Here is a 16,951-nt window from a genome sequence, read left to right as displayed (position 1 = left end):
ACCCCCCCCCAACCCCCCCCGTTCCTTACCCACCCCCCGCCCGGGAAAGGGGGGGGGGGGGGGGGAGCCGCCCCGCTCCTCCCCCCGACCGCTTCCCGGCGCACATGACCCAGGGGCCTTGGCGCCGGGCACTGTTGCCCACCCCCGTGGGGCAGCGGCGCCCAGCGCCGTGCGAAGCCGGGCGCCGTTGAGAAACGGCCAAGAGGTGCATCCCCAGCGTCTCGATCCTGTACTTGAGCTGAGCGTAAGTCAACTAAAGTTGATTGCTTGATGAATGATTGGCGGTGTTTTCTCGCCAATTGAGTCTTTTGACCGGCTCACTCGACACGATCGTGTAAATCGCGCTGACGGCGGGGATCCCCTTCGTTGGCCGAAGGGTCCTATGATCCGGCTCATGGCCACCGATTCTCCACGCTCAGAAGCCTCCGCTCTTGGACCTGGTGAAGGGGACTCGGGCGCCGACGCCGGCCCGGACGCCTCGGAAGACTCGGACGCGCTGGACTTCGCCGCCCGCTTCCGCCGCGTGATTTCGGTCATCTACCCAAAGGATCTCGGCCGTCCTTGGCGCGACTCCGAGATCGCCGAGGGCACCGGCCTGAGCGGTACGTACATCGGGAATCTCCGCAAAGGCACCCAGAAACCCAGCCTGGAGAACGCGGTGAAGATCGCCAAGTTCTTCGGGATTCCGCTGAATTACTTCACCGATTCCGCCACCGCCCGCGCCGTCGAGCGTGACTTGCGTAAGATCGAGGCACTTCGGGACGCCAGGGTGGAGCGCATCGCGATGCGGGCGGCAGGACTGCCCCCGGAGATGCAGGACGCGGCTCTGACCGTGGTGGAACAACTGCGCAGGGCGGTCGGACTGCCCGACGGTCCGGACGGTTCCGACGGTCCGCATGGTTCCGGCGGTCCGGACGGTTCCGGCGGTCCGCACGGTGCTGACGGTTCCGAGGCGTGACGGACGACCGGCTCGTGACCGACGACCGGCCGACGCCGTTGGGGCACTGGCGGACGGCTGATGGGGAGAACGTGCGAGATCTTGGACGTACCCGCCGCCGGATGCGGGCCATGGTCCGGCAGCTCGATCTTCCGCGGATGAGCACGGTGGAGGAGCTGTGCACGGCGGTCGCCGAGCGCTCCGGGCGCGAAGTCCGGCTGGTGCCGCGGCGGATGCGGCTGGGCGAGCCGTCGGGGTTCGTCGAGCGGCGCGCGGACGCCGACATCATCCACTTCGAGCAGGAGACCTCGGGCCTGCACCAGGCGCACATCATCTGCCATGAACTCGCCCATCTTCTGTGCGGGCACCTCGGTGAGCCCCCGGCCGAGGACGAGGACACCGCCCATGTCGAACTGCCCACCATCGACGCCGACATGCTCCGCCTGGTCCTGGGCCGCTCCCACTACGACGGCGCGGCGGAGGAGGAGGCGGAGATCCTGGGCGCGGAGCTGACGCGCACGCTGCTGCTGGCGCCGGGGGACGGTACGACGTCCCAGCTCGCGCCCGCGCTGGAGAACCGTAAAGGCCAGCATGTCTGACATACGTTCTGGTGTACGTAAGGGGCGGCAGGGGCGGCGGGACCGGCACGGACGGCAGGAATGGCACGGACGGCACGGACGGCGGGACCGGCACGGATTGCAGGGGCGGCAGGAATGGCAGGGGCGGAATGTCTGACATACCCGAGGCGCCGTTCAACGCCGTCTACCTCGGCATCGGTACGGTGGGCTGGGTCGTGGCGATCCTCAAGTTCCGGGCGTGGCGCCGCGATCCGTCCCCCGGTCTGCTGGTCGTCGCCCTGACGGTCGCGGCTCCCTCGACCGCGTTCGTGCTGGCCTCGCCGGTGCTCTACCGGCTGATCGACCGGGTCACCGGCCGCGGCAACCTCTCAACCCTGCTGGTCTATCTGGGCATTACGAGCTTCTCCGCCGGGGCCGTCGTACTGGCGCGCATGTGGACCCCGCCGAAGGAGCGCGCCAACGCGCGGGTGTGGGACGCGGCGGGGGACACCTGGCGTCATGTACGGTGGCGCCTCGCGGTGTTCGCGGTGCTGGCCCCGGTGATGGCCGTCCTCTTCTTCACCGGCGGCGCCGGCACCCCGGAGACACCGCTCACCTTCGACACCACCTTCGCGACGATTCCGCAGATCGCGGTGTTCCTGGTCATCTACCAGGCGCTGTTCGGCTTCGCGCTGATCGACATCAGCCGGGTGTGTTACGGACACGCCTCCCGCCTCCCGTACGGCTGGCTGCGCCGGGGCATCCGGCTGCTCGCCCTCGGCGGCTATGTGGCCTGCGGTTATGTGGTGTGCAAACTCGTCGCGATCGGGGCGGCGTTCGCGGGCGTGACCGGTACGGAATGGCTGAGCACGGCCCTCGGCCCGGTCTTCGCGGCGCTCGGCGCGATGTTGATCACAGCCGGTTTCGCGGGCCCGGCGGTAGCCGCCTGGACCCGCCGGCGCCGCGACTACCAGGCGCTGCGCCCGCTCTGGGACCTGGTGTACGGCGCGGACCGCCGCCTCGCCCTGGAGGACCCGCCGTCCGCCTGGACCGAACGCCTTGCGTTCCGCGACCTGGAGTGGCGCACCGCCCGCCGCGGCCTGGAGATCCGCGACGGCCAGCTCACCCTCCGCCCCTGGATCGCCCCCGAGACGGTCACTGCGGCGGCCACGGTCGCCGAACGGGCGGGCCTGGACGAGGCGGACCGCGCGGCCCTGACCGTGGCGACGGCCCTCCGCTCCGCGGTGTCGGCCCTGAACACGGGCACCGACCCCCGCCCCCGCGAGGACCAGACCCCCCTCCCGGGCCTGGACACGGAACCGGTGGACGAACGAGCGCACTTGGTGCGGGTGGCGGGCTACTTGCACGCGCCGCTGACGGACGAGGCACTGGCGGTGGCGACGGGATGAGGGACGGCGGGATGAGGGACGGTACGACGACGGGACCGCGGGCGGCCGGAGGCACAAGGGCACAAGCCGGGACACAGCGCGGGACACAGGGCGCGGGGGCACAAGCCGGCACCCGGGCCGGGGGCGGTTACGCCGCGTACGCCCGCCTGGTCCTGGAGACCATGCCGGAGGAAGCGAAGGCCGGACTCAGCCTGGGCTTCATCCGGACCTTCGGGATCCCGGCCATCGCGCGGGTGCTGTACGCCACGGGCCGGATGACCGACGAGCCGAAGGCGCGGGCGAAAGCGACGGGCGTGGCGATGTTCGCGCTGATCGGCGAGGGGGTGGACAGCGAGAAGGGCCGCCGCATAGTGGCCGACCTGCGCCGGGTCCACACCCGCCCGGGCATCACCCCGGAGCTGATGCACTATGTGCTGGCCTGCTTCACCGTATGCCCACTGCGGTTCATCGACGCCCACGGCCACCGCCGGGTGACGGCCGAGGAACGCGCAGCGGCGTACACCTTCCACCGAGCCCTGGCAACGGCACTGGACCTGCCGGATCTACCGGACCTGCGGGGCAACGACCTGCCGGATCTGCCGAACCCACCTGGCCTACCGGACCTGCGGCGCGATGACCTGCCGAGCGATGACCTGCGTGACCCGCCGGACCTGCGAGGCAACGACCTACCGGCCGTGGAACGCTGGATGACCGCCTACGAAACCGCCCACTTCGCCCCCACCGAAGCCGGCCGCGCCCTCTGGCACTCCGCCAGCCAAGTCCTCCTGTCCTCCCGCCTCCCCGCCTTCCTGTCCCGCCTCTCCCCCCTGGCCGCCGCCGCCCTCCTGGACCCCCCACTCACCAAAGCACTCCAGGTCCCCAACCCCCCTTGGCCCACGCGCCCCTTGATCACGTACGCCTTGAAGACCCGCTCCCGCAAAAAGCGCCCACCCACCCCGGCCTAGCCACGCACCCCCACTCGCACCCCGCACTCGCACCCTCAGCCTCACCCGATCCTCTGTACGCCGACGTCCTGCTGATACGTAACGCGTTCCGGCAAGCCCCGTACGCATGTGCCGGACGGGGTGAACACAAGGTGGGGGCGGTAGTAGAGGGCTGAATGGTTCAGGCGTGGCCAGGTCTTCGGGTCCGGCAGGGCGTGATCCCCCTCGAACCAGTGCTCCGGCAGGGACACGGTGTTGAGCAGCAGTTCGCGGTGCCGGTGCCGGTGCCGGTGCGGGTGCGGGTGCGGATGGTCCAGCTTGGCGGGGAGGGTGCCTGCGCCGTCGTAGGTGAGGCTCTTGTCCGGCTGACGGAAGAGCACCAGAGCGTCGATGCCCGGCTCGCGAGGGTGGGAGCGGGCGGTGGAGCCTGTACGGGCGTACTTTCCGGCTGTGCCGTCCCGCCCATGGACCTTGCCGGACTGCAGTTTGACGACCTCCAACGGCACGTCTCCGTCGTACGGGCGCCGAGCCAGCCCTTCGGCCCGGTTCGTCTCGTTGGTGAGGCGTGAGCGCCATGCGGCCCAGGTCCGGGCCAGCAGCGCGTTCATCGCCTCGTCCGGGGCGACGGGCGGAGCCGTACCGTACACCGCGTCGATCAGCGCGGTGGTGTCACCGGGCGTCCTGAGGGCGATCAGGCCCTGCGGTCCCTGCCGTCGGCGAAGGACCTGCCAGGTCGCGGCGAGGGTGTACGGGGCGTACTCGGCGGTCCGGGCGGCGCGCTCGGCGGTGTCGGCGGCAGGCTCGTACCCCTGGGGCGGTTCCACATCCGGCAGTCCGTCGGCCCCGGTCCGCCACAGCACGGACATCCGGGGGCGCCGGAGGTCCTCCGGGCGTCCGTTGTCGTTCACGGCGTGCCGGTGCACGCGGCCTGCCCGGTGGAGCAGCACGTCGACCGGCGCCAGATCGGTGTAGAGCCGGTCCAGATCGATGTCGAGCGCCTGGTCGATCCGGGTGCCGACCACGATGAGCCGGCCGGGCCTGGCGGGATTCCGTACCCGGCGGTCCGCGCCCGGACCGAGCAGACGCACGATCCGCGCCTCCCTGGGCTCGCGCTCGCGCGGCAGCAGGTCATCGTGTACGAGGACGATCTCGCCCGGCCGCCACCCGCGCCGCGATGCCTCGGCGACCAGTGCCTCGTACAGCTCATGGGCCCGTTTGGCCCCATGACGTACGACCCCGGTGATGCCGCGACCGCCGGCCTCGGTCAGCAACCGCCGGGCCAGCCCGGCCGGTCCCGGATCCTCAAGGAGATCGACGTCCGGCTTCACGGGGCCGGGAATCTCGGCCGGGTCCGGATGCCGGACCTCGCCCCGCTGGTCCACGACGGTGAGCGGACCGGTGCGCCCGTCGGTCACGGGGCGTACGAGATGTCCCTCGCACCAGGCGTCGACCAGTGACCGGCGGGCCTCGGCGGGCAGGGTGGCGGACAGTACGACCACCGAGGCGCCGGCATCCGCCAGCCAGGAGACGGTGGCCGACAACAGGTGCCGCCGGAACATCTCGTGGGCGTGGGCCTCGTCAATGATTACGGTCTTGTTGGCCAGCCCGAACAGCCGCAGGAACCAGTGCAGGGAGAGCTGGGACGCGAGGACGACCTGATCGACCGTACCGATCCCGAAGGTCGAGACCAGCCCACGGCACCTGCGCAGATACCAGGGATCGAGCACGACCCGGTGGGCACTCGCGTCCCGGATGCCCGGCGTCGGACCGCTGTCCGGCGTCGGATCGGTGGCCGGCGGGAGATCAGTGACGGGCGACACCTCGCTGACGCCGCCGTCGCGCAGTCGCCGGGCGATGTCACCGGCTTCGGCGTGCTCGTACACCACGGCCAGATTGGCGCGCAGGGACGGGCTCGGCACGGCGTTGATGAACGAGGCCGCTTCGTCGGCCGCCTGCCGGGTGGCGGCGTGCGTGGGCAGCGCGAGATAGAACCCGTGGTGTCCGCAGGTGCGGGCCAGTCGGAGGGCGCACATCTGGGCCAGCCGGGTCTTGCCGGAGGCGCTGCCCGTACCGATGAGGACCAGGGCCGGGCCACTGCGGGGCAGCGCTGCGAGAGCCGCCGCCTGGAACGGCCGGGGCTCGGGTGTGTCCGGATAGACCTCCGGCCAGGCGGCCGGTCCCGGCTGCCAGGCGTCCAGGAGCAGACGGGTGGCGGCGGCCGAGGCGTTTCGCCGCGCTTCCTCCCACCATTGCGCGGGTGGCTCGTCGAGCGAGCGGTACGGGAAGTACTTCTCGTCCGAGGCAATCCAGTCCGCGATGACCACCAGCCCGGCGAGCAGCGGCAGCGCGATGGGGCGTTCGGGACGTACGAGGTCGGGCAGCGCGCCCAGGTCCACCTCCAGCAGCCGGGCCAGCTCGGTCACCAGTTCCTGGCGCAGCTTCCCCCAGTCCGCCTCGGATGCCGCTCCCCTCGCAGCCTCGACCTGGTCCGGGTTGGGCACGTCTCCGTGGTGACCGCCCAGAAGCAGGGCGACAACGTGCAGCCCTTCATGTCGGGCGCCCTCGGAGCGACCGGTGCAGCCGTGGCAGGGGCACCCGAGCAGACCGGGCAGAAAGGCCGCGGTGATGTGTTCATGGCGGGCCCGGGGGACTATTCGCCCGGCCGGTGCGAGGGGGACACCGGCGTCGCGGGCCTGTTCCTCCCACTGCGCCGCCGCCCGCCTCATGGCCTCCCCCTTGCTGTCCTCGGCGAACTGCCGCAGAAAACAGGTGGACGCCTTACCGAGATCGTGCAGCGCGGCCAGGAACATCACGACGCGGCGGGCGGTCGCCGCGTCCCCGCCGCCGAACGCCTCCGCCAGCCGGTCCCGTACCGAGGAGGCCAGATACCGGTCCCACAGCACGCCGGCGCACGCGGCGGCGTCCAGCATGTGGGCGAAGAGCGGATTCCAGGCGGGCCCGCCCCGGGCACGGCTCACGCCGTTGCCGTCCGTCTTGCCCCAGACCAGCAACCAGCGCGCGATCGATGGGCAGTTCAGCCGCATAGATCACACCATTCCGTGCTATGGGGTAATGTTCTGGTCTCCCGCACTCAACTCTCCTTACTGGGGCTTTACTTGACAGCGCATCAGGAGCCCGGGCGCCTGATGGGTGCCCGATATGACCCTCGTGCCGAAGCATGCCTCACGGCACTGACAACGGGCCCTCGTCCGCACACCGCCGGGATCGGGCTCGTCGCCGCGCTGGAGGACGCCGAGCGGTTCTCCGGGCTCGTCTGTTCCACTCCGGGCGAGACGGTCGCGGTCATCGAATACCTGCTGGCCCTGATCTACGCCTCCCGGCACGTCCCGCGTACCACCCAGCAGTGGCGTACCTGGGTTGACGACCCGGACGGGCTGAAGAAGGCGGCGCAGTGGCTGCGCGAGCGGCCCGACGACGAGTGGAACCTCTTCGACCCCAAGCAGCCGCTGGGGCAGAACCGGGCCCTCGCCGAGTTCATCGACACCGAGGGCGTCGGCCCGGCCCAGCTCGCCATCGAACAGGCCGGTGACTACAACCAGTTCTTCGACCACCGGCATCTGCACGCCACGGAGCCCATGCCCGCGGGGCAGGCATTCCGCGCCCTCCTCACCCAGATGGCGTACGGACTCGGCGGCAACGCCAAGATCAAGCCCGGCCTGCTGGGCAGGGGCATGTTCTCGCAGTCGGTCGCCCGGCTCGGCGGACGTGTCCGCGTGGTGGCCCTCGGCCGGACGCTCGGGCATACGCTGCGGCTCAATACGGCACCGGCCACATCGCGGCTCCTGGGCACGTTCAACCGTTCCTGGACCGACGAACGGGGCCCGGAACGCCGCTCCTTCCACGGTGCCAAGGTCGACCGTGAGCCGGACGGCCTCGCCGATGTCCACTCCTTCCTGTGCCGCTCCGTCTTCTTGCGGCCGGTCCGTCTGGCGGACGGTTCTTTCGCGGTGGACCGGGTGCTGGTGGGCAGCGGGGAACTGCTGCCGCCGTCGCTGAACAGCCAGTTCGCCCAGGACGCCGTCATGGTCGACGACAAGGACAGGCGCACGCTCACGCCGCTCAAGGCGTCACCGGACCGGGCGCTGTGGCGCGAGGCCCATGCCCTGTACGCGGCGGTGGCGGAGCGGCAGCAGGGCGAGGATCTCTACGGGCGGCTGGCCGGACTGCCCGAGCAGCACATCAATCTATGGGCGGTCGGGCTGGTGGCTCGGCAGTCGTCGCCGACGGCCTGGGTCGCCGACGAGTTTCCGTACGTATCCGGCCGTGAGCAGGAGTTCCGTACGGCGGCCAAGACCGCTTCGGAGATCTGTGAGTATCTGGCGGTGGCGCTGCGGGACGCCGCCGACACCGCGTCCGCCGTCGTCTACCCGAATCCGAAACCGGCCGACAAGGCAACGCACCGGGCGCGGTTCAACGGCGCCCCACAGATGTGGGCGGGCGCGGGCGACCACTTCCACATGCTTCTCGACGCCATCGCGGAGAAAGTGCCCCTGCACGAGACGCTGCCGGTCTTCGTCCGCTCCCTGGCCGCCCTCGCAGGAGAGGCGCTCGACGCCCGGCTGCGATCCCTGCCGGACCGGGGCGCCGGGATGCGGGCCAGGCTGGAGGCCCGGCATCGGCTGCGCACGGCGCTCAACCACAAGAAGAAGGCGCCCGATTTCCTCAAGGAGGCCCTCCGTGATGCGTGACGATCAGCCGCACGATCCCGCTGGTGCTGGTGCTGGTGCTGGTGCTGGTCCCGGCTCGGAGAGCGAGCCGGAAGAGCAGGAAGAGCCGGAAGGGCCCGAACTGGTCCGCGTACCGCCGGAGTCCGAGCCCGGAGCTGAAGCTGAAGCCGACGACTGGGTCGGACCGCAGCGTCTCGCCGGCTGGCTCGGCGGCCTGGTCCGCAGCCACGACACCGGCACCCTCGCCGACCTCCGCAGACTGGACCCGGCTCCCCGGCGCGTACGGGAACGGCGCGCGCAGCCGTACCGTACGCGCCTGTCCGCCGCGCGGTACGCCCCCGAGCCCGGCCAGCGCGCCGTCTACGAACGGGTGGCCTTCCTCTTCGCCCGCTATCACGCCGGGATGTCCCGCCCCCACTTCGGATCCGGCGACATCGGGAGCGCGCTGCGCCGTGTCGGCTCGCCCGCCGGCCGGGGCCCCGCCGACCCCGGCGCCACCCGCCTGCTCGACCGGCTCGTGGCCTCGCGGGACGTGCCCTGGCGCCACCTTCAGCACGCGGTCGAGCGGGCGAGGGCCGGGGACACCGTTCCGCCGTCCTGGGCGCGGCTGACCGAAGACCTCGTCCGCTGGCACTCGCGGGACCGCGATGTGCGCCTGGAGTGGGCCACCTCCTTCTACACCCCCGCCCGTAAGACGGACCCCGCCCGCAAGACCGACCACGGAGGCACCGTATGACCGTCCTCGCTCCGCAGGCCCGCGAGGAGCACCAGTTCCTGTCCCTGCACGTCATCGAAACCCTGATCGCGGTGCTGCCGGTACGGGACGAGAACGGCCGGCCCAAGAGCATTCCCTTCGGCGGCGAGGAGCGGCACATGGTCACCGCCCAGTCCCGGCGCCGCGCCGAACGCACCCACAGCCGTACCCGGGCCGGCGCCGGAGACGGACCGCTCGCCGCGTACACGATGGGGATGCGCACCCGCGAGTGGGCGCTGCTGACCGCGGCCGCGCTGAAGGAACGGGGCTGGACCGACCCGGACGAGGCGCTCACCACCGCGAAGGCCGTACTGGAAGGCGTCGGCCTCAAGTTCGGGGACAGGGAGCGCACCCGGCATCTCACCAAGGTGCTGCTCTTCGCGCCCGAGGACGCGGGCGAGAAGATCGCGAAGGTCATCGACGAGGACCGCGAGGCCATTCAGTCCTGGGTGGGGGAGTACGAGCGGGCGAAGGCCGCCGCGAACGCACCGCGTGGCAAGCGGCGGGGCGTCCGTAAGACGGCCGAGGCTCCGGAGAGTGCCGAGACGGACGCGGCGGATACGGCGTCAGCCCCTGGAGGGTCCGGGGCGGGGGCCGAGGCGCCGCCCGAGGGTGGCGCCGACAAGCTGCCCAAACTGCCCAAAGAGGTACGCGCCGGAGTCCTGGCGGCCCTCGCCCCCGCCGAGGCCATCGACATCGCGCTCTACGGCCGCTTCCTGGCAGAGATCGCGGACTCACCGAACGTCGACGGCGCCGTCCAGAGCGGGGCCGCCTTCACGGTCCACGCCGCCGAAGAGGTGGACGACTTCTACAGCGCCGCCGACGACGCCAAACTGCGCCGTAAGGCCAACGCGCTCGACTACCTCGACGCGGTGGACGACGGCGGCGCCGGTATGACCGGCTACCAGTCGCTGATCTCCGGCACCTTCTACCGGCACGCCGCGCTGGACCGGCAGCAGCTCCGCGTCAACCTCGCTCTCGGCGGGATGGCTCCGGGCCGCGTCGAGACCGCCGCGCGCGCCGCCGAGCAGGAGTTCGTGGAGGCGTTCGTCAACGCCGTACCGGCCGCCAAGAAGAACACGACCGCGTCGACCGGTTCACTCCCCAAGCTGGTCCTGGCCTTCGACGGCAAGCGTCCCTTCAACTACGCCGCCGTATTCGAACGGCCGGTGGACGAGGGCCGGGAGGGCCCCGCGAGCCTCGTCGCGGTCCGGCGCCTGCTCAAACAGCACCGTCTGGTGACGCGCAAGCGCGCCGACATCGCGCGCGGCCATGTCCTGACGTACGACGTGGACGTCGAGGACCTGCTGACCGTAATGCGCGACGGCGGCGAACTCGTCGCGGTGCCGGTCGACGACGTACGGGAGCTGACCGGGGATGTACGGGAACTGACCGGAGGCGTACGACAGCTGACGGAAGGCGTACGGGAGTTGACTGGGGACGCACAGGAGCTGACCGGAGCATGAGCGCCTTCACCCTGCTCGCCCGCCTCGCGGGACCGCTCCAGTCGTGGGGTGTGGCTGCCCGTTTCGAGCGGCGCGACACGCTCACCCACCCGACGAAGTCCGGGTTCGCCGGGATGCTGGCCGCCGCCCTGGGGCTGGAGCGCGACGCGTGTCTGTGCAGGCTGCGACGTCTGCGGTTCGCGGTACGGGCCGACCGCCCGGGCACTCCCGTCGAGGACTTCCACCTGGTGGGCGGCGGGCGTTACCCGGTGCGCCCCCGGGACCTGATCACCGACCACCGGCGGGCCAACCGCCTGGCCGCGGGGCTGGAGGGCGGCGGTCTGGAGGAACCCGGCCCGGAGGGCACGGGGTCGCAGGAGGACACCGGTCTTGAGGGCGGGGGATTTGGGGGCGCGGGTCTTGGGGGCACGGGGCGCGTCTTCGCCTCGCCGGCCCGTGCCCTCGCGTACGGCTGGTACGGCGCGCCCAAAGGCATCGCGCCCGACCCGGCCACCGGCGTCCTGATCGCCGCCAACCTCACCCGTAACCCCATGATCACCCGGCGCGTCTATCTGGCCGACGCCGCCTTCGTAGCCGCCGTCGAAGGCACCGACCGCGGTTTCCTGGACGAACTGTCCTCGGCCCTCGAACAGCCGCGCCGCCTGCTGTGGCTGGGCCGCAAGGCCTGCCCGCCCGCCGGCGAGATCAGCGGCGGGGTGCATCCCGGCGGCGTGGAGGAGGTGCTGGCCGAAACGGCCCTGCTGCCCAATGCCTTGCCCAATGCCCTGTCCGGTGCTTTGCCCAACGCCTTGCCCAACGCCTTGCCCGGCGGCGCCCGTTCCGGGCCCGTGCGGACGTGGCTGGAGGTCCCTGCCGGCACGCCGGGAGCCGTCCGCGTCAACGATCAGCCGATCTCCTTCGACCACGACCGCCGCAGCCATGCCCCGCGCTGGGAGAAGCGCGTCACCATCGCGCCGGGGCACTCGATCGGATGGGAGCACCTCCTGTGACCACCACCCCGGCCAGGCCGGCGTCGGTCGCCCGCTTCGTCTCCTGCCACAGCGTTCTTCACCTCGACGCCCGGCACCCGCTGGCGCGGCAGGCCGTCCTGGATCCGCACATCATGCACCGTACGGTCATGTCGGGCTTCCACGGCTGGACCGAGCCCAACAGCTCCGACGCGCGGGCGCAGATGGGCGTCCTCAACGTCTGGGACATCGATCTGCGCGCCGACCGGCTCGTGCTCGTCGTCCAGTCCCGAGTGCAGCCCGACTGGTCGGCCGTCCCCTCGGCCGCGCTCGCGGAGGACATCGTCACGCTCCCGGTCGACCTGTCGGTGCGCGCCGGTGACACCTTCACCTTCCGTACGGTGCTGAACCCGGCCCGCGACCGGCAGTCCTGGCAGAACACCCCGGAGGGCCCCCGCTTCGTCACCCGCCGCCTCGCGGACACCACCCCGGCCCACGCCCGCACCTGGTTCGCCGAACGCCTGGACCCCACCCCCGGCACCCCCACGTCCACACCCCGCCGCCCCACGGTCCGCCGCATCGGCGCCCAGGGCGACGCCTCCGCCATGGCGGTCCGCATCCTCCCCAAACTCACCTTCCACAACCGCCACCGCGGGGCCAAAGTAGGCCGAGCCGACATCCGAGGCACCCTCAAGGTCACCGACCCCACGACCTTCGTAACAACCCTGACCGAAGGCCTCGGCCGCGCCCGAGCCTACGGCTGCGGCCTACTGCTGATCCGGGAGGCCGGACCCTGATCCGGCCTCCCGGCGGCGACGGGGGGGGGCTAACCCGCCGCTGCTCCACGCTCCGGGAGGAGAGACACGATCACCTGGCGCCGGTCGACATTGATCGAGCAGATGCGTACGGTGAATTCTTCGCCCACGCGCGCGGCCTGCCCTTGCCTCTTTTCTCTGAATTCCGATTCGGGAAGGAAACCGACAACATCGTTGTCCAACAGTACGAAAGCGCCGATCGGCGCAACCTTGGTCACACGACCGGTAAGCGTGGAGCCGAGTCGGGTGCGTGCGAAATCCCGGAAGGGGTCGGGTTGCAAATCCTTCAGCGAGAGTGAAACCTGCTTCCGGTCCAGATCGACACTCAACACCGAGACGACGACCTCCTTTCCTTTCTGCACGACCTGTGACGGATGGTCGACACTTCGCCAGGACAGGTTGGCGGCGGTGATCACTCCGCTGACACCGTCGAGGTCCACGAAGACCACGGAATCGGCTATCGAAGTCACCATCCCTCTGCGCACCTCGCCAGGCACCAGCGAGCGCAGCAGGTCGTGGGCCGATCCGTCTTCAGATTCCGCCACTACAGATGCCACCTCAGTCTCTCCATGCGATACCCGCGTAGTAGTTTATCCAGTTCACTTCTGCGATCAAATCATTGAATCGCGGAATTTCATCCCGTGGGATGAGCCATTGATACTCGTCGGGCTTGTTGTCGTGCGTGCGTCGATAAGGTGGGGTCGCTGTCTCCGGGAACGCCTCTCTGAATTCTGGCTTCATTACGTACTCGTGGTAACCGTCTTCGTATATGCCCTGATCGGCATACTTCCGCGCAACCGCTTCCGACTCTCCGAGGTAGGCCGTTCCCGCGCCGCCCTGTGGTGTGTCCGGATGCAGCGAAGGGTCCAGCCCGTTGGCTTCCAGAGCCCTGTTTCCGGCGTGCGGGGCACGATAGAGCCTGACCGGTTCGTCGTCCGGGCACTCGTCCAAGGGTGCCAGGCCCAGAGGGTCGGTCCACGTATGAGGGTTGTGGACGTACGTGGCGGGGTTGGGGGCGGGGGTGAGGCCCAGGGGGTCGGGGGTTAGGTAGCGGGCGGTTTCGGGGTCGTAGTGGCGGTGGTGGTTGTAGTGCAGGCCTGATTCCGGGTCGTAGTACTGGCCCGGGAAGCGGAGTGGGGTGTAGGCCGTGCTTGTTCTGGCCCAGGTTGTGGTGCCCCAGAGCGTGGTGCGGGTGTGCCAGGCCAGGGTGCCGGATTCGTCGATGAGTTCGGTGGGGGTGCCGACGAGGTCCGTGGCGATGGCGAAGAAGCGTTCGTCGATCGCGGACTGGGGGGAGTCCGCGGTGAGGATGCGTTCGGTCTGGGCGAGCGGGCGCAGGCCCTGGTGGTCCCAGGTGAGGGTGACCGCGTGGGGGAGGCCCGTCGAGGTGGTGGTCTGTTCGCAGAGGGTGGTGCCGTCCCAGGTGAAGCGGGTTTCCTCGGTGACGCTTTCGCCGTCGGGGGCGAGGCGTTGCTTGGCGACGCGGCGGCCAAGAGGGTCGTAGCGGTAGCGCCAGCGCGTGCCGTCCGGGGTGGTGACGGCGGTGAGGCGGTCCTCGGCGTCCCATTCGTAGCGCCAGGTCTCCGGTTTGCGGGACAGGCGGGTCTTCTGGCGCAGGGTGATACGGCCGGCCGGGTCGTGTTCGTAACGGACGTTTCCGGCGCGGGTGATGGTCGTGCCGGTGTAGGTACGGGGGCCGGTGGCCTCGTGGCCGGGGTGGGCGGCTGGCCAGGACGCCCGGGTCTGGTTGCCGGCCTCGTCGTAGGCGTACGTCTCGGTCCAGTCGGCGGCAGTGACGGTGGTGACCCGGCCGGCCGCGTCCAGGTCGAAGCGCGACGGGCCGCGCAGGGTGTCGTCGAGAGCGGTGAGGTGGCCGTCGGGACGGTACGTGTAGGTACGGCGGTTCAGGGTGCGGGTGCCGGTGGCCAGGTGCTGGGTGGCCAGGCGGCCGGCTTCGTCCCACGCGGAGGTGAGGGTGAGGCCGTCGCCGAACGGGCCGAAGGCGCGCCGGAGTTCGCGGCCGGCCGCGTCGCGGGTGAAGGCGATGCGGTGCTCGCCGGTGGTGAGACGGACAGCGCGGCCCGCGGCGTCGTAGTCATAGCCGGTGCGCCGTCCGGTGGGGGTGGTGCGGTGGGTACGGCGGCCCAGGGCGTCGTACCCGTATGTGATGGCGTGGCCGTCGGCCAGTTCGGTCTTGATCCGGCCGTGCCGGTCGTACTGGTACACCAGCTCGCTGTCCGGCCCGGCCGCGTGGACCAGACGCCCGGCCGGGTCGTACGCGTACGTCGTCACCGCCCCCGCCGCGTCCTTGCGGACGACCCGGCCCAGCGGGTCGCGCTCGTACGCGATGGTCTCGCCCAGCGGAGTCGTACGGGCGGTGACCTGGCCCGCGGTGTTGTGGGCGTACGTGAGGGTGCGGCCGTCGAAGTCGGTCTCGGAGGTGAGGCGTCCTGCCGGGTCGTAGACGTAGTTCCAGGTCAGGCCCTGGGGGCCGCGGACCTCGGTGAGGCGCAGCCCGGCGTCGTGGGCGAACTCGTACCGTACGCCGTCGGGCGTGGTGCGGGCGGTGAGGAGGTCGAAATGGGTGTATTCGAAGCGGGTGGTACGGCCGAGGGGGTCGGTGTGGCTGGTGCAGTTGCCTTCGCCGTCGTACGTCCATGATTCGGCGGCGCCGTCCGCGCGGGTACGGCGTGCCAGCTCGCCGTCGGCCGTCCACTCCAGGCGTGTGACCGCGCCGAGGGGGTCGGTGATACGTATGAGGCGGCCGAGGGCGTCGCGCTCGTAGCGGGTGGTCGCGCCGAGCGGGTCGGTGACCTCCAGGGGCAGTCCGGCCGGGTCGCAGCGTACGGCCGTGACCGCGCCGAGCGGGTCGGTGACCCGGGTCAGCCGTCCGTACGCGTCGTATCCGTATCGGGTGGTGTGGCCGGCGGGGTCGGTGACCGCGGTGCGGTTGCCGTGTTCGTCGAACTCCTGCTGCCAGCGGGCGCCGTCCGGCCCGGTGAAGTCGGCCGGGAGGCCGAGTGCGTTGTGCGCGGTGTGCGTTTCGGTGCCGTCGGGACGTATGACGGTGGTGAGCCGGCCGTCGCCGTCGTACGCGTGGACGGTGGTGTGGCCGAGAGGGTCGGTACGGGTGAGCTGGTTGCCGCGGGCGTCATAGGTGAAGCGGGTGGTGTGGCCGAGCGGATCGGTGGTGGCCAGGACCCGGCAGCCGTCGCCGATGAGATGGCGGGTGGCGTGGCCCTGCGCGGTGGTGAGTGTGGTGGTGCGGTGGCCGGTGGCCGGGTCGGGGGTGCTGTAGGCGAGGGTGAGCTGGAAGTGTCCGGCCTCGCCGCCCTCGGCGATCACGCGGTGCAGGTCGTCGTAGACGTAGTCGTAACGGCTGTTGTTGGAGTCGGTCCAGGCGATGATCCGGCGGCGGTCGTCGTAGGTGAAGGCGAGGGTGGCGCCGGAGGGCTTGGTGACGGCGGTGAGATTGCCGTCGGTGTAGCCGTACGACATGAGGGGGCGGGCGGAGCCGGGCCCGGCCGCCCCGCCTTCGTCCGCGGTGCTCGGGCCCGTACCGCTCGGGCCTGAGGCCGCCTGGCCGTCACCGCCCCCGTCCGTACCGCTCCCGCTCGCGCTGTCCTTGTCCGCCGCGCTGCCGGCTGCCCTTTCGGCCCCCGCCCCCGCCAGTGTCAGCGCCGTGACGCGGTCCTCGGCCACGCTCACCGTCACGTGATAGCCCGCCGAGTGGACCAGGGCCAGCGGTGTGCCGTCGGGCGTCCGGTCGAGGGTGATCGTGTGGCCGTTGCGGTCGCTGATCTGCGTCAGCCAGGCCTCGCCGTCGCCGCCCGGTTCCGCCCCAGCCGGGGCCGTGAAGTGCCGTACCAGCCCGGTGTCCGGGTCGGTGACCGTGTAGTCACCGGACTCCTCGCGGGCCAGGACATGACGCGCGGTGCCGGACTCCGGCAGGGTCGGAACCCCCGGAACCGGATGCGGATATGCCAGCAGCAGGCCGTCCGCGGTGACATGGATGACACCGTTCGCATCGACCTCAAGCCGCTCGTCCACCGTCGACGACCACGACGGCCCGAAGAAACGCCCCGCCGTATACCCCGACTCCGTACGGCGCCTGAAGACCAGCGGCAGCACCCCGGGCAGCGTCACATCCGTCTGCGGCAGGAACATCCGGCCCGACGCGAGGTCCACCGGGTCCGTGCCCCTCGTCGTGCGCTGGCCGTCGGAGCGGTTGAGCGTGCCCTCCGGGGTTTCGTCCAGCAGCCTGCGCGCACGGTTCGCGCCGGCGGCGGCATCCGCGGCGTCCATGGCCAGCCGGGTGGCCTTGACTCCGGCGCCGGCGCCGCCGGTGGCCGCTGTCAGTAGCAGGTCGGGGACGAGTCGGCCGAAGCCTTCGGAGGGGTCGCGCATGAAGTCGGTGACCATCTGACGGCCCGCGCCCCACGGGTCGTTGGCCAC

The 16,951-nt window shown here is 71.0% G+C and carries 12 protein-coding genes; 9 read left to right on the top strand and 3 right to left on the bottom strand.

Going from position 1 to position 16,951, the window contains the following annotated elements:
* Positions 1-394: 394 nt before the first annotated feature.
* The 4 genes from ACFU9P_RS34150 (at position 395) to ACFU9P_RS34135 (ending at position 3,847) form a co-directional block, all read left to right on the top strand.
* Entirely contained in the window at positions 395-958 is a 564-nt protein-coding gene (locus tag ACFU9P_RS34150) for a helix-turn-helix domain-containing protein (RefSeq protein WP_384088607.1), read from the top strand.
* Positions 959-1,029: 71 nt separating this feature from the next.
* The gene (locus ACFU9P_RS34145) at positions 1,030-1,536 is read left to right on the top strand and encodes a hypothetical protein (protein ID WP_384088604.1); all 507 of its coding nucleotides are present in this window, start codon (positions 1,030-1,032) and stop codon (positions 1,534-1,536) included.
* Positions 1,537-1,664: 128 nt separating this feature from the next.
* Entirely contained in the window at positions 1,665-2,903 is a 1,239-nt protein-coding gene (locus ACFU9P_RS34140) for an MAB_1171c family putative transporter (RefSeq protein ID WP_384088601.1), read from the top strand.
* A gap of 11 nt (positions 2,904-2,914) precedes the next feature.
* Positions 2,915-3,847, top strand: coding sequence for an oxygenase MpaB family protein (locus tag ACFU9P_RS34135; RefSeq protein ID WP_384088598.1), 933 nt, complete (start codon positions 2,915-2,917; stop codon positions 3,845-3,847).
* A 41-nt stretch (positions 3,848-3,888) separates the two neighbouring features.
* Here the strand turns inward: ACFU9P_RS34135 and ACFU9P_RS34130 are convergent, their stop codons facing one another.
* Positions 3,889-6,870: a CRISPR-associated endonuclease Cas3'' gene (locus ACFU9P_RS34130; protein ID WP_384088595.1), complete on the bottom strand. Its 2,982-nt coding sequence runs from the start codon at positions 6,868-6,870 to the stop codon at positions 3,889-3,891.
* A gap of 102 nt (positions 6,871-6,972) precedes the next feature.
* Here ACFU9P_RS34130 and ACFU9P_RS34125 point away from each other — a divergent pair, with 102 nt between their 5' ends.
* Genes ACFU9P_RS34125 through cas6e form a run of 5 tightly spaced genes read left to right on the top strand, consistent with a single transcriptional unit; the run spans position 6,973 to position 12,478 of the window.
* Positions 6,973-8,535 carry a type I-E CRISPR-associated protein Cse1/CasA gene (locus ACFU9P_RS34125; protein WP_384088592.1) on the top strand — a complete coding sequence of 521 codons (1,563 nt, stop codon included), beginning with the start codon at positions 6,973-6,975 and terminating at the stop codon, positions 8,533-8,535.
* Entirely contained in the window at positions 8,528-9,250 is a 723-nt protein-coding gene (gene casB / locus ACFU9P_RS34120; protein ID WP_384088589.1) for a type I-E CRISPR-associated protein Cse2/CasB, read from the top strand. The genes ACFU9P_RS34125 and casB overlap by 8 nt, the downstream gene beginning before the upstream one ends.
* Complete coding sequence (locus ACFU9P_RS34115; RefSeq protein WP_384088586.1) at positions 9,247-10,734, top strand: type I-E CRISPR-associated protein Cas7/Cse4/CasC; 1,488 nt, start codon at positions 9,247-9,249, stop codon at positions 10,732-10,734. Before casB ends, ACFU9P_RS34115 begins: the two co-directional genes overlap by 4 nt.
* Positions 10,731-11,723 carry a type I-E CRISPR-associated protein Cas5/CasD gene (cas5e, locus tag ACFU9P_RS34110; protein ID WP_384088583.1) on the top strand — a complete coding sequence of 331 codons (993 nt, stop codon included), beginning with the start codon at positions 10,731-10,733 and terminating at the stop codon, positions 11,721-11,723. The genes ACFU9P_RS34115 and cas5e overlap by 4 nt, the downstream gene beginning before the upstream one ends.
* Positions 11,720-12,478 carry a type I-E CRISPR-associated protein Cas6/Cse3/CasE gene (gene cas6e / locus ACFU9P_RS34105; protein WP_384088579.1) on the top strand — a complete coding sequence of 253 codons (759 nt, stop codon included), beginning with the start codon at positions 11,720-11,722 and terminating at the stop codon, positions 12,476-12,478. Before cas5e ends, cas6e begins: the two co-directional genes overlap by 4 nt.
* A gap of 29 nt (positions 12,479-12,507) precedes the next feature.
* Here cas6e and ACFU9P_RS34100 read toward each other — a convergent pair whose 3' ends face one another.
* Positions 12,508-13,053 (bottom strand): S1 RNA-binding domain-containing protein, encoded by a 546-nt coding sequence (locus ACFU9P_RS34100; protein ID WP_384088576.1) that lies wholly within the window; start codon positions 13,051-13,053, stop codon positions 12,508-12,510.
* A gap of 1 nt (position 13,054) precedes the next feature.
* Positions 13,055-16,951 (bottom strand): RHS repeat-associated core domain-containing protein (locus ACFU9P_RS34095; protein ID WP_384088573.1); only part of this gene is annotated, 3,897 nt, incomplete at its 5' end.

Origin of the sequence: Streptomyces sp. NPDC057617, assembly GCF_042800555.1 — a bacterium.
GTDB lineage: Bacteria > Actinomycetota > Actinomycetes > Streptomycetales > Streptomycetaceae > Streptomyces.
The sequence above is the reverse complement of the archived record's forward strand: the minus strand, read 5'-3'. Positions and strand labels throughout refer to the sequence as shown.